The sequence below is a fragment of the Mordavella massiliensis genome, from assembly GCF_016902415.1.
Taxonomy (GTDB): Bacteria; Bacillota; Clostridia; order Lachnospirales; family Lachnospiraceae; genus Merdimonas; species Merdimonas faecigallinarum.
Genome location: NZ_JACJLV010000025.1, coordinates 17,901 through 37,400 on the forward strand (window position 1 = coordinate 17,901; position 19,500 = coordinate 37,400).

24 protein-coding genes and 1 pseudogene are annotated in these 19,500 nt (G+C 48.9%); all 25 read left to right on the top strand.

What is annotated here, in order from left to right; translation table 11 throughout:
* Window positions 1-6: 6 nt before the first annotated feature.
* Window positions 7-480 (top strand): ABC transporter permease family protein, encoded by a 474-nt coding sequence (locus H6A13_RS13320; protein ID WP_338043045.1) that lies wholly within the window; start codon window positions 7-9, stop codon window positions 478-480.
* Window positions 374-1,066, top strand: coding sequence for an ATP-binding cassette domain-containing protein (locus H6A13_RS08465; protein ID WP_338043046.1), 693 nt, complete (start codon window positions 374-376; stop codon window positions 1,064-1,066). The genes H6A13_RS13320 and H6A13_RS08465 overlap by 107 nt, the downstream gene beginning before the upstream one ends.
* Window positions 1,057-1,713, top strand: a complete 657-nt coding sequence (locus H6A13_RS08470) for an ABC transporter ATP-binding protein (protein ID WP_204909171.1) — start codon at window positions 1,057-1,059, stop codon at window positions 1,711-1,713. Before H6A13_RS08465 ends, H6A13_RS08470 begins: the two co-directional genes overlap by 10 nt.
* Window positions 1,714-1,920: 207 nt before the next feature.
* The gene (locus tag H6A13_RS08475; RefSeq protein ID WP_204909172.1) at window positions 1,921-3,576 is read left to right on the top strand and encodes a substrate-binding domain-containing protein; all 1,656 of its coding nucleotides are present in this window, start codon (window positions 1,921-1,923) and stop codon (window positions 3,574-3,576) included.
* Between the two features lie 3 nt (window positions 3,577-3,579).
* Entirely contained in the window at window positions 3,580-4,233 is a 654-nt protein-coding gene (locus H6A13_RS08480) for a 5-bromo-4-chloroindolyl phosphate hydrolysis family protein (RefSeq protein ID WP_204909173.1), read from the top strand.
* Window positions 4,230-5,336, top strand: coding sequence for a substrate-binding domain-containing protein (locus H6A13_RS08485; protein WP_204909174.1), 1,107 nt, complete (start codon window positions 4,230-4,232; stop codon window positions 5,334-5,336). The genes H6A13_RS08480 and H6A13_RS08485 overlap by 4 nt, the downstream gene beginning before the upstream one ends.
* Window positions 5,337-5,354: 18 nt before the next feature.
* Window positions 5,355-6,482 (top strand): toxic anion resistance protein, encoded by a 1,128-nt coding sequence (locus H6A13_RS08490; protein WP_204909175.1) that lies wholly within the window; start codon window positions 5,355-5,357, stop codon window positions 6,480-6,482.
* A gap of 22 nt (window positions 6,483-6,504) precedes the next feature.
* Window positions 6,505-6,693: pseudogene (locus H6A13_RS13560) on the top strand (DUF3841 domain-containing protein); the annotation flags it as partial.
* A gap of 144 nt (window positions 6,694-6,837) precedes the next feature.
* Window positions 6,838-7,518: a response regulator transcription factor gene (locus H6A13_RS08495; protein ID WP_204931087.1), complete on the top strand. Its 681-nt coding sequence runs from the start codon at window positions 6,838-6,840 to the stop codon at window positions 7,516-7,518.
* On the top strand, window positions 7,508-8,620 hold the full coding sequence (locus H6A13_RS08500) for a sensor histidine kinase (protein ID WP_204909177.1): 1,113 nt from the start codon (window positions 7,508-7,510) through the stop codon (window positions 8,618-8,620). The genes H6A13_RS08495 and H6A13_RS08500 overlap by 11 nt, the downstream gene beginning before the upstream one ends.
* Before the next feature lie 77 nt (window positions 8,621-8,697).
* Window positions 8,698-9,030, top strand: a complete 333-nt coding sequence (locus H6A13_RS08505; protein WP_204909178.1) for a hypothetical protein — start codon at window positions 8,698-8,700, stop codon at window positions 9,028-9,030.
* A gap of 15 nt (window positions 9,031-9,045) precedes the next feature.
* Entirely contained in the window at window positions 9,046-9,657 is a 612-nt protein-coding gene (locus H6A13_RS08510; RefSeq protein WP_204909179.1) for an SGNH/GDSL hydrolase family protein, read from the top strand.
* A gap of 63 nt (window positions 9,658-9,720) precedes the next feature.
* Window positions 9,721-9,942 (top strand): tautomerase family protein, encoded by a 222-nt coding sequence (locus tag H6A13_RS08515; protein WP_204909180.1) that lies wholly within the window; start codon window positions 9,721-9,723, stop codon window positions 9,940-9,942.
* A 183-nt stretch (window positions 9,943-10,125) separates the two neighbouring features.
* Window positions 10,126-11,115, top strand: a complete 990-nt coding sequence (locus tag H6A13_RS08520; RefSeq protein ID WP_204909181.1) for an SPFH domain-containing protein — start codon at window positions 10,126-10,128, stop codon at window positions 11,113-11,115.
* A gap of 80 nt (window positions 11,116-11,195) precedes the next feature.
* Window positions 11,196-11,384, top strand: coding sequence for a type II toxin-antitoxin system antitoxin (locus H6A13_RS08525; RefSeq protein WP_204909182.1), 189 nt, complete (start codon window positions 11,196-11,198; stop codon window positions 11,382-11,384).
* A 4-nt stretch (window positions 11,385-11,388) separates the two neighbouring features.
* Window positions 11,389-12,222: a hypothetical protein gene (locus H6A13_RS08530; RefSeq protein ID WP_243424764.1), complete on the top strand. Its 834-nt coding sequence runs from the start codon at window positions 11,389-11,391 to the stop codon at window positions 12,220-12,222.
* Between the two features lie 139 nt (window positions 12,223-12,361).
* Window positions 12,362-12,847 (top strand): RNA 2',3'-cyclic phosphodiesterase, encoded by a 486-nt coding sequence (thpR, locus tag H6A13_RS08535; RefSeq protein ID WP_204909183.1) that lies wholly within the window; start codon window positions 12,362-12,364, stop codon window positions 12,845-12,847.
* Window positions 12,848-12,877: 30 nt separating this feature from the next.
* Window positions 12,878-13,267, top strand: a complete 390-nt coding sequence (locus H6A13_RS08540) for an MmcQ/YjbR family DNA-binding protein (RefSeq protein ID WP_204909184.1) — start codon at window positions 12,878-12,880, stop codon at window positions 13,265-13,267.
* A gap of 21 nt (window positions 13,268-13,288) precedes the next feature.
* Window positions 13,289-14,005, top strand: coding sequence for a metallophosphoesterase (locus tag H6A13_RS08545; RefSeq protein ID WP_204909185.1), 717 nt, complete (start codon window positions 13,289-13,291; stop codon window positions 14,003-14,005).
* Between the two features lie 10 nt (window positions 14,006-14,015).
* Window positions 14,016-15,116, top strand: coding sequence for a hypothetical protein (locus H6A13_RS08550; RefSeq protein ID WP_204909186.1), 1,101 nt, complete (start codon window positions 14,016-14,018; stop codon window positions 15,114-15,116).
* A 177-nt stretch (window positions 15,117-15,293) separates the two neighbouring features.
* Window positions 15,294-17,033: an RNA-binding domain-containing protein gene (locus H6A13_RS08555; protein WP_338043047.1), complete on the top strand. Its 1,740-nt coding sequence runs from the start codon at window positions 15,294-15,296 to the stop codon at window positions 17,031-17,033.
* A gap of 143 nt (window positions 17,034-17,176) precedes the next feature.
* Window positions 17,177-17,887, top strand: coding sequence for a hypothetical protein (locus H6A13_RS08560; RefSeq protein WP_204909187.1), 711 nt, complete (start codon window positions 17,177-17,179; stop codon window positions 17,885-17,887).
* Complete coding sequence (locus H6A13_RS08565) at window positions 17,868-18,695, top strand: hypothetical protein (RefSeq protein WP_204909188.1); 828 nt, start codon at window positions 17,868-17,870, stop codon at window positions 18,693-18,695. Before H6A13_RS08560 ends, H6A13_RS08565 begins: the two co-directional genes overlap by 20 nt.
* 3 nt (window positions 18,696-18,698) lie before the next feature.
* Window positions 18,699-19,190 (top strand): hypothetical protein, encoded by a 492-nt coding sequence (locus tag H6A13_RS08570; protein WP_204909189.1) that lies wholly within the window; start codon window positions 18,699-18,701, stop codon window positions 19,188-19,190.
* Window positions 19,191-19,256: 66 nt separating this feature from the next.
* On the top strand, window positions 19,257-19,500 hold a 244-nt coding region (locus H6A13_RS08575), incomplete at its 3' end, for a hypothetical protein (protein ID WP_204909190.1).

The following is a 19,500-nucleotide window of genomic DNA, read 5'->3' on the forward strand; positions in this document are numbered from 1 at the left end:
CACGGCGTGAAACATCGTCTTACATTTGCGGGGAAAAAGTTCATACGGATGGGGACGCTGCTTCTGGGCGTAAGCCTGGTGACCTTTCTTCTGATGAACGCGTCGCCCTTAGACCCGCTTCAGACCAACGTGGGCGAGACGGCGCTTGGGTCCATGAGCCGGGAACAGGTGGAAAACCTGAGAGCTTACTGGGGCGTGGACACCCCGGCGGCAGAGAGGTATCTTGGATGGCTGGGAAATGCGCTGACAGGAGACCTGGGAGAATCTCTTCTCTACCGGCAGCCGGTGCTTGCGGTGGTGGGCCAGAGGCTGTCCGGCTCGGTGCTTCTTCTTCTCACTGCCTGGCTGCTGTCCGGGATCCTGGGGCTTGCTCTTGGCGTCCCTTCAGGTCCGGCCGGGGGAAGTTGCGGCCATCGTGGGCGCCAGCGGGTCGGGGAAGAGTCTGCTGGCCCATGCGATCCTTGGGATCCTTCCCTATAACAGCCACATGGAGGGAGAGATCCTCTATGACGGTGAGCCATTGACCAGAGAACGACAGGAAAAACTGCGGGGGAGGGAGATCGCGCTGATCCCACAGGGCGTCATCTGTCTGGATCCGCTGATGAAGGTGGGGCCTCAGCTGTGGAAGGGAAAGAAGGACCCGGAGACCAGGAGGCAGTTCCGGGAAGCCCTGGCCCGGTACGGGCTGGGACCGGAGACAGAGGATCTCTATCCCTTTGAACTGTCCGGGGGGATGGCAAGAAGGGTGTTGATCGCTTCTGCCGCTGCGGAGCGCCCCAGGCTGATCGTGGCGGATGAGCCGACGCCAGGACTGGATACGGGGACGGCCAGGAGGATCCTGGGACACTTCCGGGAACTGGCGGACGAGGGGGCGGCGGTGCTCCTTATTACCCATGATCTTGAACTTGCGCTGGAAGTGGCAGACCGGGTGTCTGTGTTTTATCAGGGGGAATCGGTTGAAGAGATCACACCGGAAGAATTCCGGCGTCCGGAGACTTTGGAGCACCCCTTTACCCGGGCGCTCTGGCAGGCGATGCAGGAAGAAGGAGGCGCAGGATGGAGTTAGAGGCAAGAGAGGTTACCTTTTATTATCCGGGAAAGAAGAAACATCCGGTGCTGGATCATGTGAACCTTACCATCGCGCCCGGGGAGCGGGTGGGACTGAAAGGGAAAAGCGGCCGGGGCAAGACCACGCTGTGCCGGCTGCTGGCGGGATACGAGGCTCCAAAAGGAGGACAGGTTCTGCTGGACGGGAAAGAGGTAAGAGCCTATCGGGGCGTCTGCCCGGTGCAGATGATCTGGCAGCACCCGGAGACGGCAGTGGATCCCAGGCTTCGGATGAAGGAGACGCTTGCGGAGGCGGGGATTAGACTCTCGGGTACGATAACGAGCAATCCGGCAAAGAATGATGAAGAAACGCTGCGGGACCGGGAACTCCTGGACCGGCTGGGGATCCGGGAGGAATGGCTGGACCGGTTCCCCTCCGAACTGTCCGGCGGGGAGCTGCAGCGGTTCTGCCTTGCCAGAGCGCTGCGCCCGGGCGTAAGATTCCTTCTCTGCGATGAGATCACCGCCATGCTGGATCTGGTGACCCGGGCCAGGATCTGGAACTGCCTCATGGAGGAGGCAAAGAAGCGGGAACTGGGGCTTCTGGTGGTGAGCCATGATGAAAAGCTGCTGGGGAGAGTGTGCACCAGAGTGGTGGAACTGTAAGAAGAATGTTTTAGAAGGGTGCATGTTTTTTAGAAACAGAATAAAGAACGTATATAGATAAGCAGGTAAAAGCGCCATAGCGCCTTTACCTGCTTTTTACATAGATTTCACAGGAAACAGATAGAGCGGTTTTCTAAAATAAAGGAAAATAAAAGGAAGAATATCAGGCAGGATCAAGCCGGAAAACAGGAGGGAACCGGGATGTATATGAGTAAACAGATGAAAAGGATTTTCCTTGGTATATTAGCCGGGATGCTGCTTTTAACAGGATGTGGGGCAGACTCAGGGACTGGCCGGGAAGAGGAACCCCGGGAAAGTCAGAATACGGAAGGGAAAGCAGAAGAACAGGAAAAGCAGGAGATCACCAGGGTTCCGGGAGGCCAGATCCGCATATTGTCAGGGTCTGAAAACCAGGAACTGGAAACCATTATCCAGGAATGCAGTGAGGCTACAGGCGTGGAGATTCAGATGGAATATAAAGGCTCTGTGGATATTATGAGGGAACTGGAAAATGGAGCGCCGGATTACGATGCGGTGTGGCCGGCCAGCAGTATCTGGGTTTCCATGGGCGATACCGGGCATCTGATCAAGCACAGTCAGTCCATTTCCATGACGCCGGTGGTATTTGGCATCAGGGAAAGTCTGGCGGAAAAGCTCGGGTTTGTGGGAGAAAAGGTATCGGTCAATGATATCCTGACAGCAATCCGGGATGGGGAAATGAGCTTTTGCATGACCAGCGCCACCCAGTCCAATTCCGGGGCCAGCGCCTATATTGGATTCTTATATGCTCTTCTCGGGAAGCAGGAGGGACTTACGTCAGAAGATCTGCAGAAGCCGGATCTTCAGGCGGATATCAGGGAACTGTTAAGCGGCGTGGAGCGAAGCTCCGGCAGTTCGGACTGGCTCAAAGATATGTTCCTGGAAGGAGACTATGACGCCATGGTCAACTATGAATGCCTGATCATTGACGCCAATCAGCAGCTGGAAGCGGAAGGAAAAGAACCTTTGTATGTGGTCTATCCCTATGATGGCCTTTCTATCGCAGATTCACCGCTGGGTTATGTGGACCATGGCGATGCGGAAAAAGAGGAAGCCTTTCTGGCAGTACAGGAATATCTCCTCTCAGACAAAGCACAGGCAGAGATTGAGGCTACAGGACGCCGGATCAATGCTGGTGGCGTCTCCAAAGAAAATCAGGATGTATTCAACAGTGACTGGGGCATTGACACGGAACGGATCTTGTCGCCGATCCAGATGCCGGAGGCCGCGGTGCTGACAGAGGCGCTGAATGTCTACCAGACCAGTTTTAAGAAGCCTTCTCTTAACATTTACTGTCTGGACTTTTCGGGCAGCATGTCGGGAACAGGAGAGGAACAACTCAAAGAAGCGATGGCCCAGATCCTGTTGCAGGAGAACGCCAGAAAGAATTTCCTTCAGGCAAATGCAGGAGAAGTAAATGAGGTGGTGTTCTTTGATGATACGATCCTGGATGTACAGGCGGCGGCCGATGATTCGGATGAAGCGCTGGCAGAGCTGAACCAGAAGGTGGCGGATTTCCAGATCGCGGGAGGTACGGATATTTACCGGGCGGCTGCAGAAGCACTGGAGATTGCCTCTGGATATGATCTGACAAACTATACGCCGGCCATTATTCTGATGACCGATGGCCGGTCCAACTATAACTACAGTAATTTTGAAGAGGTCTGGAACCGGTATGAAGAGGACATCCCGATTTTTTCTATTACCTTTGGGGATGCCGATCCAGGACAGCTGGAAGAACTGGCTAAAATAAGTGGCGGCCGGGTGTTTGACGGCACCAAAGATCTGACGGCGGCCTTCCGCAGTGTGAAAGGATACAATTAGAACATGAAAAGAAACTGGAAAGAAATCATCAGTATTGCGGCTTCGGCAGGATTATCTCTGGCGGTATTCCTGGGACTTCTTGCCGGACTTGGCTGGAATCTTCTGTTGTGCATGGGTCTGGCAGCCGCTTCCTATCCGGGATTTCTGCTGGTGCTGCGTCCGGTTAAAAAAATTGGAAGAATGGAAGTAGAAAAAATCGGTAATGGAGAAGTTCTTCATGAAAGGCTTCTGGAGGCTGGCACGGATTACCGGAGAATGCAAAAGGCAGCGGGCAAGATTCTGGATCCTGTATTAAAGCAGGACGCACAGACCCTTCTTACAACGGCGGGAAGCATTTTAAAATTTCTGACAGACAATCCAAAGAAAATCCCGTCGGCCAGACGCTATATTGATTACTACCAGGAGACGGCAGCCAATGTGCTGGAAAATTATGTAGAACTGCAGGACAGCAGACTTGCCACAAAAGAAGCGCAGAGAATATTACAGAATACAAAAGAAGCGGTGGCAACTTTGAAAGAGGCTTTTCAGATGCAGTTTGAAAAGCTGCTGCAAAATGAACTGATGGATATGGAGGCGGATCTGAATCTTCTGAAACAGACCCTCCGTTCAGAAGGATATATAGAAACAGGCAAACAGAGAAAGCAGGAAAACGAATGAAGAAAAAAATCATAGGTCTGATTCTTCTGGTCTGCGTGATGGGGGTCATCGGAGGAATCTATCTCCTGACCGGCGGGACCGGGGAACTGGGAGAAGAAAAACGGACAGAAGGGCAGCAGGTGACGAAAACGAAACCGGCTACGCAGGTCAGCGGGTATATTGGCGGAGAAAAAGTAGGGTTTCTGGAAGATGAGGAAGTGCTGGAGATCTTAAGAAATGAATATGGTCTGGATGTGGATTATTCAAAAGCCGGTTCTCTGGATATGATGACGGCAGATCTGTCCGGACGGAATTATCTTTTCCCTTCCAGCAGCATTGCACTGGAATATTACGAAGAACTCCACGGAACGCCGAAGCAGAGTGAGATTATTTTAAATACGCCGATTGTATTGTATACCCACAAGATCGTCCTGGACGCCTTTGAACAACAGGGACTGATCACAAAGGATGGAGAAGTTAATTATATTGATATGAATCAACTGGTCGCAATGATCCAGAATGATACCAAGTGGGCGGATATCGGCGTGCCTGAACTATACGGCAGTGTCTCTGTAGACACCACGGATCCGGCAAAGTCCAATTCCGGAAATATGTTTGCGGCGCTTCTGGCAGATGTGCTGAACGGCGGCCAGACCCTGACGCCGGAAGGCGTGGGAGAGATTCTGCCGCAGCTTCAGGCTATTTTCGGCAAGCTGGGATATATGGAGACATCCTCTGCGGATCTGTTCGATCAGTTCCTGCGGATGGGGGTGGGGGCGACACCGGTTGCCGCAGGTTATGAGAGCCAGATCATCGAGTATGCCCAGATGAATCCGGAAGCATACGAAAAGATCAAGGATGATGTTGTGATCCTTTATCCGGCGCCTACTGTGTGGTCTGCTCATGTATTGATCGCCATAGACGAAAGCGGACAGACATTGCTCAAGGGGCTTCAGGATGAAACGGTACAGGAACTGGCCTGGAAAAAGCATGGTTTCCGCACTGGCAGCGCAGGAACCTCCCAGGGAGAAACCGAAGTGACCGGGATTGCGGACAGCATCACGCAGGTGGCGCAGGTTCCGTCCTACGAAGTGATGCGGCAGATCATAGAAGGACTGCAATAGCAGAGAAAGGGGAAAGAAATGGCAGAGATTACGTTAAATGCATTAAGGAAACAGAAGATAGCAGCAGAAGAAAATATAGCGCTGGTGGAGGAAAATGCCCGGAAGATCCAGGAACAGATTACTGCGCTGACACCTGCTGAGAGGGAAAAAGTGGAGGAGATCAAAGAGCAGATCGATCTGACCGATTCTCAGATGCTGATGCAGTATGGTTCCGGGGCAAAGCAGAATATCGCGGATTTTTCAGAAAATATCCTGAATAACGTAAGAAACAAGGATACGGGGTACATTGGTGAACTGATGACCGGGCTGGTGACCAGTGTGCAGGGGCTGGACTTTGAGTCGCTGGAAAAAGAATCCGGTATCATGGGCATTTTCAAAAAGGCAGAGGCAAAAGTGAAACGATTTATGATGCAGTATGAGAAACTGGAGGTCCAGGTAGATAAGATCGAAGGGAAGCTGGATGAAGCGAGAATGGAAATGCTCAAAGACATCGGCATGCTGGATTCCATGTATGAGAAAAACCTGTCCTATTTCCACCAGCTGCAGCTTTATATCGTCGCAGGAGAGGAAAAGATGCGGGAACTCAAGGAAGAGACCATCCCGGCGCTTAGAAAAGAAGCAGAAGAGAGCGGAGATCCCATGAATGCACAGGTGGTAAAAGATTTTGAAGATACTGTGGGACAGTTTGAAAAGAAACTTCATGATCTGAAGATCAGCCGGACGATTGCGATCCAGACCGCGCCGCAGCTAAGACTGGTACAGAATAATGACAAGCTTCTTGCAGATAAGATCCAGACAGCGATCCAGGAGACCATCCCCCTTTGGAAGAGCCAGATGGTTATGGCACTTGGACTGTATCGGCAGCAGGAAGCCCTGAAGCTGCAAAGAGATATCACTGACGCAACCAATCAGCTGCTGCTGAAAAACTCGGAAAAACTAAAGCAGAATACACTGGATGTAGCAAGAGAATCGGAGAGAGGAATCGTGGATATTGAGACATTGAAAAAAGCAAATGAAAATCTGATCTCTACCATGAATGAGGCGGTGAAGATCCAGCAGGACGGAAGAAAGAAACGGCAGGAAGCTGAAGCAGAGCTGGAAAAGCTGGAACAGGATATCCGCCGCTCCCTTCTGGCCGGAGCATAAGGAAGAGGCGGACAATTTTTTTATCAGGAATGCATCGGAAATGGTTGCAATGCCCCTGGAAGCGGAATCCCCAATATGGCTTTACGAAGATCCTTTGTGGGCATTGCCGGAAGCCGGTACTCACCGCCTGCAGTTATCGGTCCCCAGGGAAGAACTCTTGCTGTTTGACCGCAGAAAATGGAATCAGATCCTGAATCTGTCCTACATCGGGACAGAAGAGAAAATGATAAAAAACATATTTACATTACCCTTTTTCTTTTGCGGTGCCGCGGATTGTCGCGGCATCGCCTTTTCCTGCATAGACAACCGTACCCTTTTTTCGTATAATGAAGCCAGAAAGGAAAAGGAGGCCATTATGCAATCCAAAGCAAAGATCGTAATCGCTGATGATGAAAAGGAGATCCGGGAGGTAGTGTCCATGCTGCTTACCGGGGAAGGCTATGAGGTGGCCGCTGCTGCGGATGGCCGGGAAGCCCTGGAACTTGCGGACCCTTCCGTGGATCTCTATATCCTGGATGTAAATATGCCGGGGATGACAGGGTTTGCTGCGGCAGCCGAGATCCGGAAGACCTGTTATGCGCCGATCCTGTTTTTGACGGCCTATTCCGGGGAATCTGACAAGATGATGGGATTTTCCGCAGGCGGGGATGACTATCTGGTTAAGCCTTTTTCCAATGTGGAGCTTCTGCTTCGGGTGCGGGCCCATCTGCGGCGGGTGAAGGAATACGCGCCGGCGGACGCGCATACGATCCTTTACAAGGATCTCACGCTGGACCTTCGCAGCCAGTCTGTCAAAAAAGGAAATGAGCTGATCGTTCTTACTTATACAGAATATCAGATCCTGAAGCTGTTCCTGGAACACCGGGGCAAGATCTTCTCCATGGAAAATATTTACCAGAGCGTCTGGGAAGACGAGCCGGTAGGGGACGGATCCATCATGACACATATCAAAAACCTTCGCAAAAAGCTGAAGGATGATTCCAGAAACCCGCAGTATATCAAGACGGCCTGGGGAAAGGGATACTATGTGGAGTAAAAAGATCAAAGGGAAAAAACTGGCGGTACAGATCCTGGAATATCTGCTGATCAGCGTGCTGGTCTCCGGTTTTGTATTTTGCTTTCTCTATTATCTGTCCGGCACACTGGCGGAAAACTACTTTGTCTACCGGGGTACGGAACTTACACGGGTGCAGGAGCGGGTGCTGGCTGTATGGAGGAGCAGCATCTGCGCCTTTGGCGCGCTGGCGGTATTTGTGGTGCTTTTCCTCTTTATGCTGGGGCAAAGACTCTCCTATCTGATCCGGATCATCCGGGGCGTGGAACGGTTGCGGGAGCAGGAAGAGACAGAAGGAAAAGACGGGAAGACAATCCAGACGGAAATCCCGCTGGAGGGAAACGATGAACTTGCCGAGCTTGCCGGAGCCATTAATTATCTGTCGGCGGTCAGGCGGGAACTGGACATGCGGGAGCGGCGGATGCAGGAAGAAAAAGAGGCCTGGATCCGGTCTTTGTCCCACGATATCCGCACGCCTCTTACTTCCATGCTTTCCTATTCGGAGCTGGTCCTTTCCAGAGAGGAGACAGACCGGGAGGAACTTTTCCGGGCGCTTGTGCTGACCCGTGAAAAGGCCAGACAGATCAAGGAACTGACGGATCAGCTGATGGAAGGAGAGCGGCAGAAAGAAGAGCCGGCAGAGGACCTGGGACTTCTCTTTGCCCAGCTTGCCCAGGAGTGGGAAGCGGTGCTGGAAGAGCGGTTCGCTGTCCAGACAGAGGTGTCCGGACTTGCAGGGGCGTCCGGGATGGCGGACATCGATTCTCTGCAAAGGGTCTGGGACAACCTGATCTCCAATGTGGAGAAATATGCAGATCCGGACCAACCGGTTACGCTGAAAATAGAACGAGGGCCGGATGAGGCGGAGCGCGGCGGCGTCCGTGCAGTGATCACGCAGAAAAATGCAGTCCGAAAGGATGATTTCTATAAAGAAAGTTATGGCATTGGTCTCAAAAATATCCGGCGGATCGTCAGCCGGTATCAGGGCGAGGCTGAAGTGACGGAGGACGGGGAATCTTTCCAGATTAAGATCCGGTTGTATTTTCCGCCCCTTCTTCAGAATTCTTCAGAAATACCTTCGTAATTTCTTCAGAACCTTTTGTTATCATGCAGTTGTAAACAACAAGAAAGAATGATGTGAAGAAGAAAAGGAGAAGAACGATGGGAATCGGCGGAATTATGATTTTATTTGTAATCTTGTGTGCAGTCAGCATTCTGGGAGCAGTTTTGCTCCTGCTGGCAAAAAGCGAGCGGGGGAAAAGCATCGCATTATACCTGCTTAGCATCTGGGGAATGGCCATTGCGGTCATCAGCGCTACCAGTCTCCCCAGAAATGAAGTGGGGCAGCAGATCCTTGCCTGGGGCTTTGGATTTCTGGCGGTGGCGGCGGTCATCCTGCACATCCGGGCAGGATCAAAGGGGATGCGGTACGCGTCCTGCTGTCTGGCAGTGCTGTCCTGCCTTGGCGGGATCCTGAAATTATTTTTTATCTAAAGAAAGCGGGAGATTATGGCGAAAATCGTATTTATGGGAGACAGTATCACAGACTCCTTCCACAAATTTCATGTGGACGAAGCAGGGCTAGGGAACGGCTATGTGGCTCTGATCGCAGAGCGGTTAAGAGAGAGGGGAAGGGCGGATTTCATCCGCAACTCCGGGCATGACGGGTTCACCGTGTCGGGACTGCTGCGGCTGTTCGAGTACGACTGCCTTCAGTTTCATCCGGATCTGGTGACAGTGCAGATTGGAAGCAACGACGCGGCAGTGGAGATGAACACCGGGAAAACCATAGAAGAGCAGAAGTTTGCCGAAAACTACCGGAAGCTTCTTGGCCGGATCCGGGAGGAGACCGGTGCGAAGATCCTGTGTCTGGGACCCTTTATCTTCCCCCATCCACTGGAGTACGCCAACTGGATCCCGGTGATCCAGAAGATAGAAGCGCTGGAGCGGCAGATTGCGGCGGAAGAAGGGGCGGTGTTCCAGCCTCTTCATGACCGGTTGAACCGGGCAGCGGAGGAACAAGGCTACGAGGCCATCACCGTGGACGGAACTCATCTTACCCGGGAAGGGGCGAAGATCATGGCCAATGCCTGGCTTGAGGCAGCGGAAGGGATCTATTGACAGCCCGGGGAGTGGATGGTAAGGTTAGGACAGAAATCATTTCATGCACAGGAGGGAAAACAGATGCCACATATCAGTGTAAAATTGTATCCGGGAAGAAGCCAGGAGATGAAAGAGAACCTGGCTCACAAACTGCAGGAGTGCCTGGCCAGCGAGTCCGGCTGCTGGAGCAACGACGATATCTCCGTCTCTTTTGAAGAGATCGGACCGGAGGGCTTCGAGGAAACTGTGAAAAACGCCATGAAGCCGGAGGAGATGATCCTGACCTCCAAGTTTGTTCACTAAAAAACAGAAGAAATGCAGAAAAGGGCCGGCGGGAGTGAAAGCATTCCCGCCGATTTCTTTTTGGATTGGCTCATGGTGTCAGGAATGGTTAAAATTTTGTAAAAAGGATTGACTTTTCTTTTTGGCGGAGATATTATGATGATATCAAAATGATATCAGATTCGCAGAGAGAGGAGAATCGTTATGAAGAAAGAACAAGTACAAGAGAAGATTTTACATCCGGCCAACGGCTACCTGATGCTCCTTTTAGGGATATTGCTTTTGATCGCAGGGATCGGGGCAGGGGTTGCAGGATCCGTGATCGGTGGCATGGAGGAAAATGGCGCTCTGATCGGCATCAGCATCACCGCCTGTGTCATCCTGGTCATTGTAGGTGTGATCCTGCTGTGCGGGCTGAAGGTGCTGAACCCCAACGAAGCCTATGTGCTGACTCTGTTTGGGAATTATTACGGAACCATCAAAAAAGAAGGATTCTTCTGGGTAAATCCTTTCTGTTCCGCCATTAATCCCACCGTCAAGGCGGTGCCGGTAGCGACCGGAAGTGTGGAAGGACGCATTGCCACCGCAGGCGTATCCGCCGGCGGGAAGAAAGTATCCCTGCGGATGATGACCCTGGACAACAAAAAGCAGAAGGTCAACGATCTGCTGGGCAATCCGGTAGAGATCGGAGCCGTGGTGATCTGGCGGGTGGTAGATCCTACCAAAGCTGTGATCAATGTGGAAAATTATAAGAACTATCTGTCCATCCAGTGCGACGCCATCATCCGGAATACGGCCAGACAGTATCCCTACGATACCAACGAGGGCGGCGATGAAAAATCCCTGCGGGGCAGCAGCCAGGAGATTGCGGACATCATGAGCCAGGAGCTGCAGAAGAAGACAGAAGACGCCGGCATCCAGATCGAGGAAGTGCGGATCACCCACCTTGCGTACGCGCCGGAGATCGCATCTGCCATGCTGCAGCGGCAGCAGGCGGCCGCCATCATCGACGCCCGGCAGAAGATCGTGGAAGGCGCCGTGGGCATGGTGGAAATGGCGCTTCACAAATTAAATGAAAATGATATCGTAGATCTGGACGAAGAGCGCAAAGCCGCCATGGTCAGCAACCTTCTGGTAGTACTGTGCGGCAATAAAGAAGCGCAGCCCATCGTCAACAGCGGAAGCCTGTACTAGGAAAGCGGGTCTTGAATGAAAGGCAGGAAAGCCGTAAGATAGTAAGTATAAAACGGAAACGGAAGGGGGACTGTCTGGGAATGGGAGAAAAGAATACCGATAAATCCAAAGCAAAAAAACAAGTGCCCCTTCGTCTGTCCAAAAAACTGTACGACGAAATCGCCCAGTGGGCGGAAGATGATTTCCGCTCCATGAACGGACAGATCGAATACCTGCTGACGGAGTGCGTCAAGCGCCGGAAGGGGAAGAAAGATTCGCAGGAGGAGTAAGAAGATGACCCATTTGTTACAAAAGATCAATAAAAGAAAGCTGGCGGTGGTGCTGGTGCTGCTGGTGGTCCTGGCTTTGTCCATGACTGTGGTACAAAAAGCAGCCAGCGATCCGGAAAATCATACGGGAACCATTGAAGCCCTGGATGAGAAAAAAGCAGACGTACTGAAGCTGACGGCCTCATCTGCGGCAGCAGCCACAGCCCTTGCGGCAGTTCCCGGAGAGGCCACCACGCCGGTGGCCAACAAGCTGGCAGACCTGACTTCTTATTTCCTGATCGTCCTGATGGTAGTCTTTCTGGAAAAATATCTGGTCACCCTGACCGGTTACGCCACATTTTTCATCCTGATCCCGCTGGCCTGCGTCCTGCTTGGCATCGGGATCTATGCGGAACGTCCCTTCTTAAAGGTGCTGGCCGGAAAAGTGGCGGCCTTCGGGCTGGTGCTCTTCCTGATCATTCCCATCAGCATGCGGGTGTCCGGCATGATCGAGGCCACCTATGAGCAAAGTATGGAGACAGCGGTAGAAGAAGCTGAGAATATCACAGAAGAGATCAACGAAAGCACCGACGAGGACGGAAATGTGTTGGAGCAGGCTCTGACCAAATTAAAGGACGGCGTGTCCGGACTGCTGGATAAGGGCGAGGCCCTGCTGAATCACTTCATCGAGACCATCGCAGTTATGATGGTGACCTCCTGCGTGATCCCGGTGGTGATCCTTGTATTTTTGCTGTGGCTTGTGAAAGTCATCTTTGGAATACAGGTTAGCGTGCCCAAAGGCGTGCCGAAGAAGATTTCTTCAAAAATCGTAAAGAGAAAAGAAATAGCAGAGAAATAACCGAGAACAGAGTATATGGAAAAGTCGGCCGAAAGGCCGGCTTTTTTGCTTTGTCAAATGGGAGAAAGATTGTGGAAAGAAAGGTTGCGGAGAAGAGGAGGATGTAGAATAATAGAGGGTAGAAGAAGGTGAAGCAAACATGAGATTATTTATTGCAATCCCATTGTCGGAGGAAATGAAGAAGGCGCTGGTAACCTGTATGCACGACCTGAAGAAGCAGGGTGTGGAAGGGAACTATGTGCCGGCCCAGAACCTGCACCTGACTCTTGCCTTCATCGGGGAGTACGATGAGCCGGAGAAGGTGAAGGAAGTGCTTCGAAGCGTACCCCTGCCGCCCTTCCGGATGAGCCTGTCGGAGAAAGGGAATTTTGGCAATCTCCTGTGGGCGGGAGTAAAAGGGAATCAAAAGCTGAAAACTTATGTGAAGGACCTGCGGGCGGCGCTGAAAGAGGCGGGGATTCCCTTCGAGGATGATAAATTTACGCCTCATATCACCCTGGTGCGGAAGGCGGCGTCGAAGAAGTCCTACCAGGTACATTTGCCAAAGGCAGAGATGACGGTGAAGCATGCGGCGCTGATGAAGTCGGAGCAAAAGAACGGGAAAGTAAGTTATCGGGAGATGTAAACCGGTCTGTTGTCCAGAGGGGGGATGGAAATGAGAGAAGAGATTTTCCAGTATGTGAAAAAGAAATATAAAGTGGAACCGGATTATCCATTTTCCACGGCGCCCACTTATCCGGTGCTGCGGCATAAGGATAACCGGAAGTGGTTCGCCCTGATCATGGATATCTCAAGGGAGAAGCTGGGGCTGGAGGGCAGTGAGCACGTGGATATTATGAATGTGAAGCTGGGGGATTCCATGCTGGTGGATATGATCGTCCGGCAGCCGGGGTATTTCTACGGGTATCACATTACCAGAAGTAACTGGATCTCCATTCTGCTGGACGGGACGGTGCCGTTTGAGGAGATCTGTCAGTGGATCGATGAGAGCTATGCAGTGACTGCTTCCGGGAAGAAGGGGAAGAAGCGGAAATCCCAGGAATAGAGTATGCGTGGGAGGCGGAGTATGAACGTATTGGTGATCCCGGACGTCCATCTGAAGCCGTGGATGTTTGAACGGGCGGAAGAAATCATGAAGAGAGGAACGGCAGAACGGGCGGTGTGTCTGATGGACATTCCGGACGACTGGAACCAGGAGTATAACCTGGAGCTGTACCGGGACACCTTCGACGCCGCGATCACATTTGCAAAGAGGTATCAGGATACCCTCTGGTGTTACGGCAACCATGACCTGAGTTATCTGTGGAATAAACGGGAGAGCGGTTACAGCCCGGCGGCTGCATATACGGTGGTGAAGAAGCTGGATGAACTGGCGTGCGCGCTGCCGAAGGGAAACGAGATCCGCTACGTCCAGAAGATCGACCAGGTGGTCTTCTGCCACGGAGGGATCCTGGACTATTTTGTGAGAAACGCTGTGCCTGCCGCAAGCTATGATGATGTGGACGAGGTGGTCAGGACGCTTAATGGCCTGTCCTGGGAATATATGTGGAATAATTTCTCGCCCATATGGTACCGGCCCCAGGAATCGGTGGGGCAGATGTATAAGCCCAAAGAGCTTCTGCAGGTGGTGGGACATACCCCGGTGGAGCGGATATGCCGGGAGTGGAATGTGCTGTCCTGCGATGTGTTTTCTACCCACAGGGACGGAACGCCGGTGGGGACGGAGGAGTTCCTGGTGGTGGATACGGAGAGCTGGGAGTATGAAGGCGTGAAGGGGAGATAGGAGTAGGGAGATGGGGAAAAAGAGAGGCGGGTTATTTGATTTTAACCGGGATGGGAAAGAAAGTATAGGCGAAATGTATGTGGCCTATCAGATGTATCAGAAGTGGCTCAAGAGAAAAGAAGAGAAGAATTCCTCATACAAAGTGGATCCGTATGATTATAAGATGGAAGAACATGAGGATGAGGATATATTTCAGGAAGAAGATAATTCCTGGCGTGATTACTGCCAGGACGGATCTGAGTATGGAATCGATCCGGAGGACTTTGAGACAGAAGAGGAATATGATGAGGCGATCTGCGAGGCCCGGGAAGAGATGGAGGAGGAGACGATCACACTTTCCTTTTCCATATGTAATGAGGAGTATGAGCGGAAGGAAAGACAGCGGGCAGAATTTCTCAGAAGCGGAAAGGAACAGTTTATTCCAGCCCATTATCTGACGCTGGAAGGAGACTATCTGTATGCAAAGGCGATCAAAGATCACTTTACCATACCATGTGCGTTGCAGGATGAAACCGTAGAACGGGAGATGGAATTTGTCCAGATCCTGAAGAAATTAGCGCGGAGGGATATGAAGTTTTCCCTGCAGGTGTGGGACTGGTGCCTGAAGAATTTCCTGCCCTTTTCCATATATGACGATTATTGCGAAAGGAATCTCTGTAAGGATGTGATCCTTGAACTTTGTGATTTCCCGGAGGGATTCACGGAGCAACTGGTCTGCTATCTGAAAGACCACCAGGAGTTTCTGTCGGAGATCATCCGCGCCGGGGATGAGCCGGTGTACGGCATGAGCGTGCTGATCACTGCCGCGATCCGGGGAAATGCACTGCTGGTGGCGGACGTCCTGTTTCGGTCGGAGTTAAAGAAAGCAGAAGGGGACTGGAAGGAGACCAATAAGCTGGCGGAAGATGTGATCTATGAATGCAAAGATTACGAAGAAGTTGAAACCATAGAGTATGTCCGGGACAATTATTTACCCTTGCTTGCAGAGGTCCCGGACGGAAGTGCGTATGGGCTCAATCCCTTGTTCTATCAGACAGAGGAGGAATATCTGCAGGCATGGGAGAAACAGAATAAGGGCTGGAGAAGGTGGGATCAGAATAAAGAGATATGAAATCGAAGGCAGGGTGGTTGCAGCTGGTAAATGTACGCGTCATGCAGCGCCATATCCGATCGAAAAGATGAAAAATGATTCGGAAATTATGAAAAGAATGCTTGCGAAGTAAAAAAGAGTATTAAATAATAAATAGTAAGAATTTATATTAGCGGAAAAAGAATAAGGAGTAAAAAGGTGAATAGCAACACAATTATCGAATTGTTAAAAGTCGGAGAACGTATCAATTTAGAATGTAAAAAGGCAGAATCCAACTTGCCTAATTCTGTATGGGAAACATATTCTTCATTTGCAAACACAGATGGTGGCCTTATTTTGTTGGGCGTTGAAGAAGATTTGAAAGAAACGGATTTTGAAAAACGATTTACATTCGTATCGGTTAAAAATCCAGATCAAAGATTGAAGGATTTTTGGAATACAATTAACAGTGAAAAAGTAAGTAGCAATATTTTGGTTGATGCTGATGTGGGGGTCTGTGAAGTAAAAGGCGAGATTATTATGTGGATTCATGTTCCGCAGGCGGATTATCACAGTAAGCCGGTCTATATTAATGGCAATCCAATGAAGGGGACATTTAAGCGGAATCATGAAGGTGATTATCATTGTACGGAAGATGAGATTAAAGCAATGCTGCGAGATGCCAGTGATTCTGGAAATGACGGTGGTTTGTTGACTGGCTATACCTTAGAGGATATAGATATGAATTCTTTACGTTCTTATCGTATAGAATTTGAACATTGCAATCCTGACCATATTTGGAACGGTAATGACGATCAGACTTTTTTGAAGAATATGGGAGGATATGCTATTAACAGATTGACGGAGAAAGGCTGGCTTACAGCAGCGGGATTGCTTATGTTTGGAAAAGGCCTGGCGATAAGAGAGCGTTTTGATAACATACGTATGGATTATATTGATGAAAGTAATCTCTTGGAAGGAAGCCGTTGGAGTGATCGACTTACTTATGATGGTATGTGGGAGAATAATCTCTATAATTTTGTTCGTCAGGTAACACCGAAACTTGTTAATGGAATTAAACGTCCGTTTCGTTTGGAGGGGATGACACGAGTAGATGACACCCCGGTTCATAAGGCGATACGAGAGGCAGTGATTAATATGATTATTCACAGCGATTATCTTATCAATGGTGTTTTAAAAATTATAAAAAAGGATAACGGATTTTTGTTCGCCAATCCGGGAAATTTGAAACTTCCGATAATATCTATCTATGAAGGCGGCCATTCTGTGGCCAGGAATCCACGCATTCAACAGATGTTCAGGATGATAGGTCTTGGCGATAATATAGGTTCGGGATTCCCGACAATTTTGGAGGCTTGGGGAGAAGAACAGTGGAGAAAGCCAGATTTAAGTCAGAATGAGGAACTTCATCAAGTGGAATTGAAATTGTGGATGATTTCTCTTATGCCAAAAGAGTGTACAGAATATTTGAAAAAGCTGTTTGGAATAAAATATAGTCATTTAGACAACAATTCTCAGATTATTCTTGGAACAGCTTATCTTGAAAACGGCGTTAGCAATGCCAGGATGCAGTCTGTTTTAGAATTACACAGTACAGAGATAGGACATATTTTATCGAATCTTGTAGAGCAAAAAATGCTTATCGCAGATAAAAAAGGAAGATGGACAAGATATTATTTAAATCAGGAATATAAGATTGAACCTGAACAATACGAGATATCTGATTTTGAAAACTCAGATAAAAAGTTTAAGAATGAAACGGATAGAATTATTTTTGAATATATTAAGGTGAATGGTTTCATTACTGTACATCAGGTTCTTGATATAACAAGAATTACTACAAATCAGGGAGCAAATGTTGCATTAGGACGATTGATTAATGCGGGAGTAGTTCAAAAAGTTCGTCAAGGGAGACATTTTATTTATCAATTGAAGTAGTAATATACCAACTGATACACCAACTAAATTTTATGATTCAGTTGGTGTATCAGTTGGTGTTTTTCTATTGGAGAAATAGGAGTCCTTTTTATGACACACCATAAGTGCTAGGCTGTAAAAAAGCATAGAAAGGTGTGTCCGATATGGAAGAAAAGCATTATCGGTATTTCCTGATCAATCCGCGAAATGCCGGGAGAAAGCCGGGCCAGAAACAAAGATCGGCCGGAAAGCGGATTCTGTGGCAGGAGAAAAAACCGGATTCGCCGGTTCTGCCTCCTCCACCGCCGCCACCGTCACCGCCGATCAAAGTTACCCGCAATTTTGTCATAACGAAGAGTTCCGGGATCCTTCACGACCGGGAGTGCTTCTACGTCCGTAGGATCCGGCACGGCAGACAGATCAATAAGATCGAACCCGATACAGAGGTTCGTTTCTGCAAGTGGTGTCGGAGAAAGGCTGTCATACGAAATGGCGTGAAGGATGTATCAGACTGTGAGATCTGTGAAAAATTTTTTGATGAAAAACAGGTGAGCACCAGTCTTCTTACCAGACTTTTCGTTGAGAAAAGGGCACAGGCGAAAATGCTTCCGGTGGGAATCCGGATCTACTGTGGCGATGACCGCTGGAGGATCCGGTGGAAGAGCACGGAGGGGGCAAGTGTTCTGGAGCATAACAACTATGTACGGACGCTGGCGGGCGAGCGATATTTTACCAAGGGGTATCATGAGCAGCATATCCGACCGAATACGGTGACCAGTGCGCTTCGCTATTTGATGGCATATGATTATACGGCGCATCACAGGGAAGCGATGAAGAAAAAGGTGAGTCATGAATATGAAAAAAGTGCTTTGTAAAAGTGAAATTGAATTTGTAAACGAAGTGGCGGATGACTGTATAAAGAATATGCGTAAAAAGGATAAAGAATATCTAATCGCAAATCCCTACACTCTTGATTATCATTTTACATATTGTCTGTACATTAGAAATCATTATATTCATAATAGGGATTTTTCAGAAGCACCTTTTTGGACAGAGCCGGATTATTTGTCATGTAGGATTATTCAGATGATATTTTCAAGGCTTCTTCCGGAATATGACTACTATGATCGATTTATTGAAGGACTATACGACAGCAAACAATTTATAGAATTACGTAGGGAATATAAGGTTATATATGGGGAATATCCGGTTCGTCTTATAGAAAAGTATAAAGCCCTAACTAAAACAGGATCAGTACACTTGGCATCGGAAATGGATTTTGATGCTGAAACAGATTTTGACACAGGTGCTATTTCTGATGCAATAGATTCACTGATACACGAATTGGCCGAGCTTGTATGGCAAACGGATTCATTAAAGCAAACAGCTGAGGATTATGGCATTAGTTATGATTTGATTTCTGAGAATATTGAGAGGATTAAAGAGATATTTTTCACAGAAGAAGAATTTATCCCTCTTCAGGTTTGTTTTTTGCCTTATCGCGATAAAATAGGTCGGGAGCGTTATATTGAATACAGAAGGCTTTTGACAGCGCGGTTGAATGAAAATCCATGGCTGGTCGAAAAATTGGATAAAAATTATTTTAAAGATAGGGTATTAGCGAGAACAGCCTTAAAATGTGGACAGGTATTAAAGTATCTCCCAATGTATCAGAATGATTAAAAGATGGTCAGGTTAAGTCTAAAACATGACGGAGAAGCAATACAATATGCGAATCAGCGTTTTCAAAAAGACCGTGAATGGATTAGATATGCTATTGAAAACTCAGAAGATGGGGTCATAATGTTTCTGGAATGTATGAAACCTTATAGAAAAGATAAAGAACTAGTTTATCTTGCATGTAAGGTTTGTCGATGGAATTTTGTCTATATAGATGAATTTTTTCATGATGATTATGAGTTGGCGGAAATGTGTATGCAGCCAACAGGAGACCATAATACAATATATGATTATCTGAGCGAAAGATTGAAGAATAATAAAAACCTGGCCATGTTGGACTTGCAGGAGGACTATCCCCATACGGAGAGTTATTCTGCTGAATTAAAGGATGATGATGAGATTGCGGCCAGGCTCTATGAATTGCACGGGCTGGCTCCCTGGGCATGGCATTATATGAGTGAAAGGCTAAAGAAGAAGTATGGGATAGAAGAGGGGTAAGCACTACGTGCCCATTCAGAGATTGTGTTATGGATAATGAATGTTTAGGATAAAGGAAGTGTTGGTGTGGGTGCTTTTTACATTAATTTCTGCCTTGAAAATATAGAATATGATGGAGAGTTTTACAGTGGTAAATTTTCTTCTCCAGATGTAGGGGGGTATTGTGAGGTTTTGTATGACAGAGTGACAAAGAAATTTGTGGAAATATGGGATAACAGTAAATTGGTAGAAGATATTTTGCCAATTGCAATATATTGGCTCGACTGGAAACTTGAAAAAATGGACATTTACGTAAAACGGAAAGTAAGAT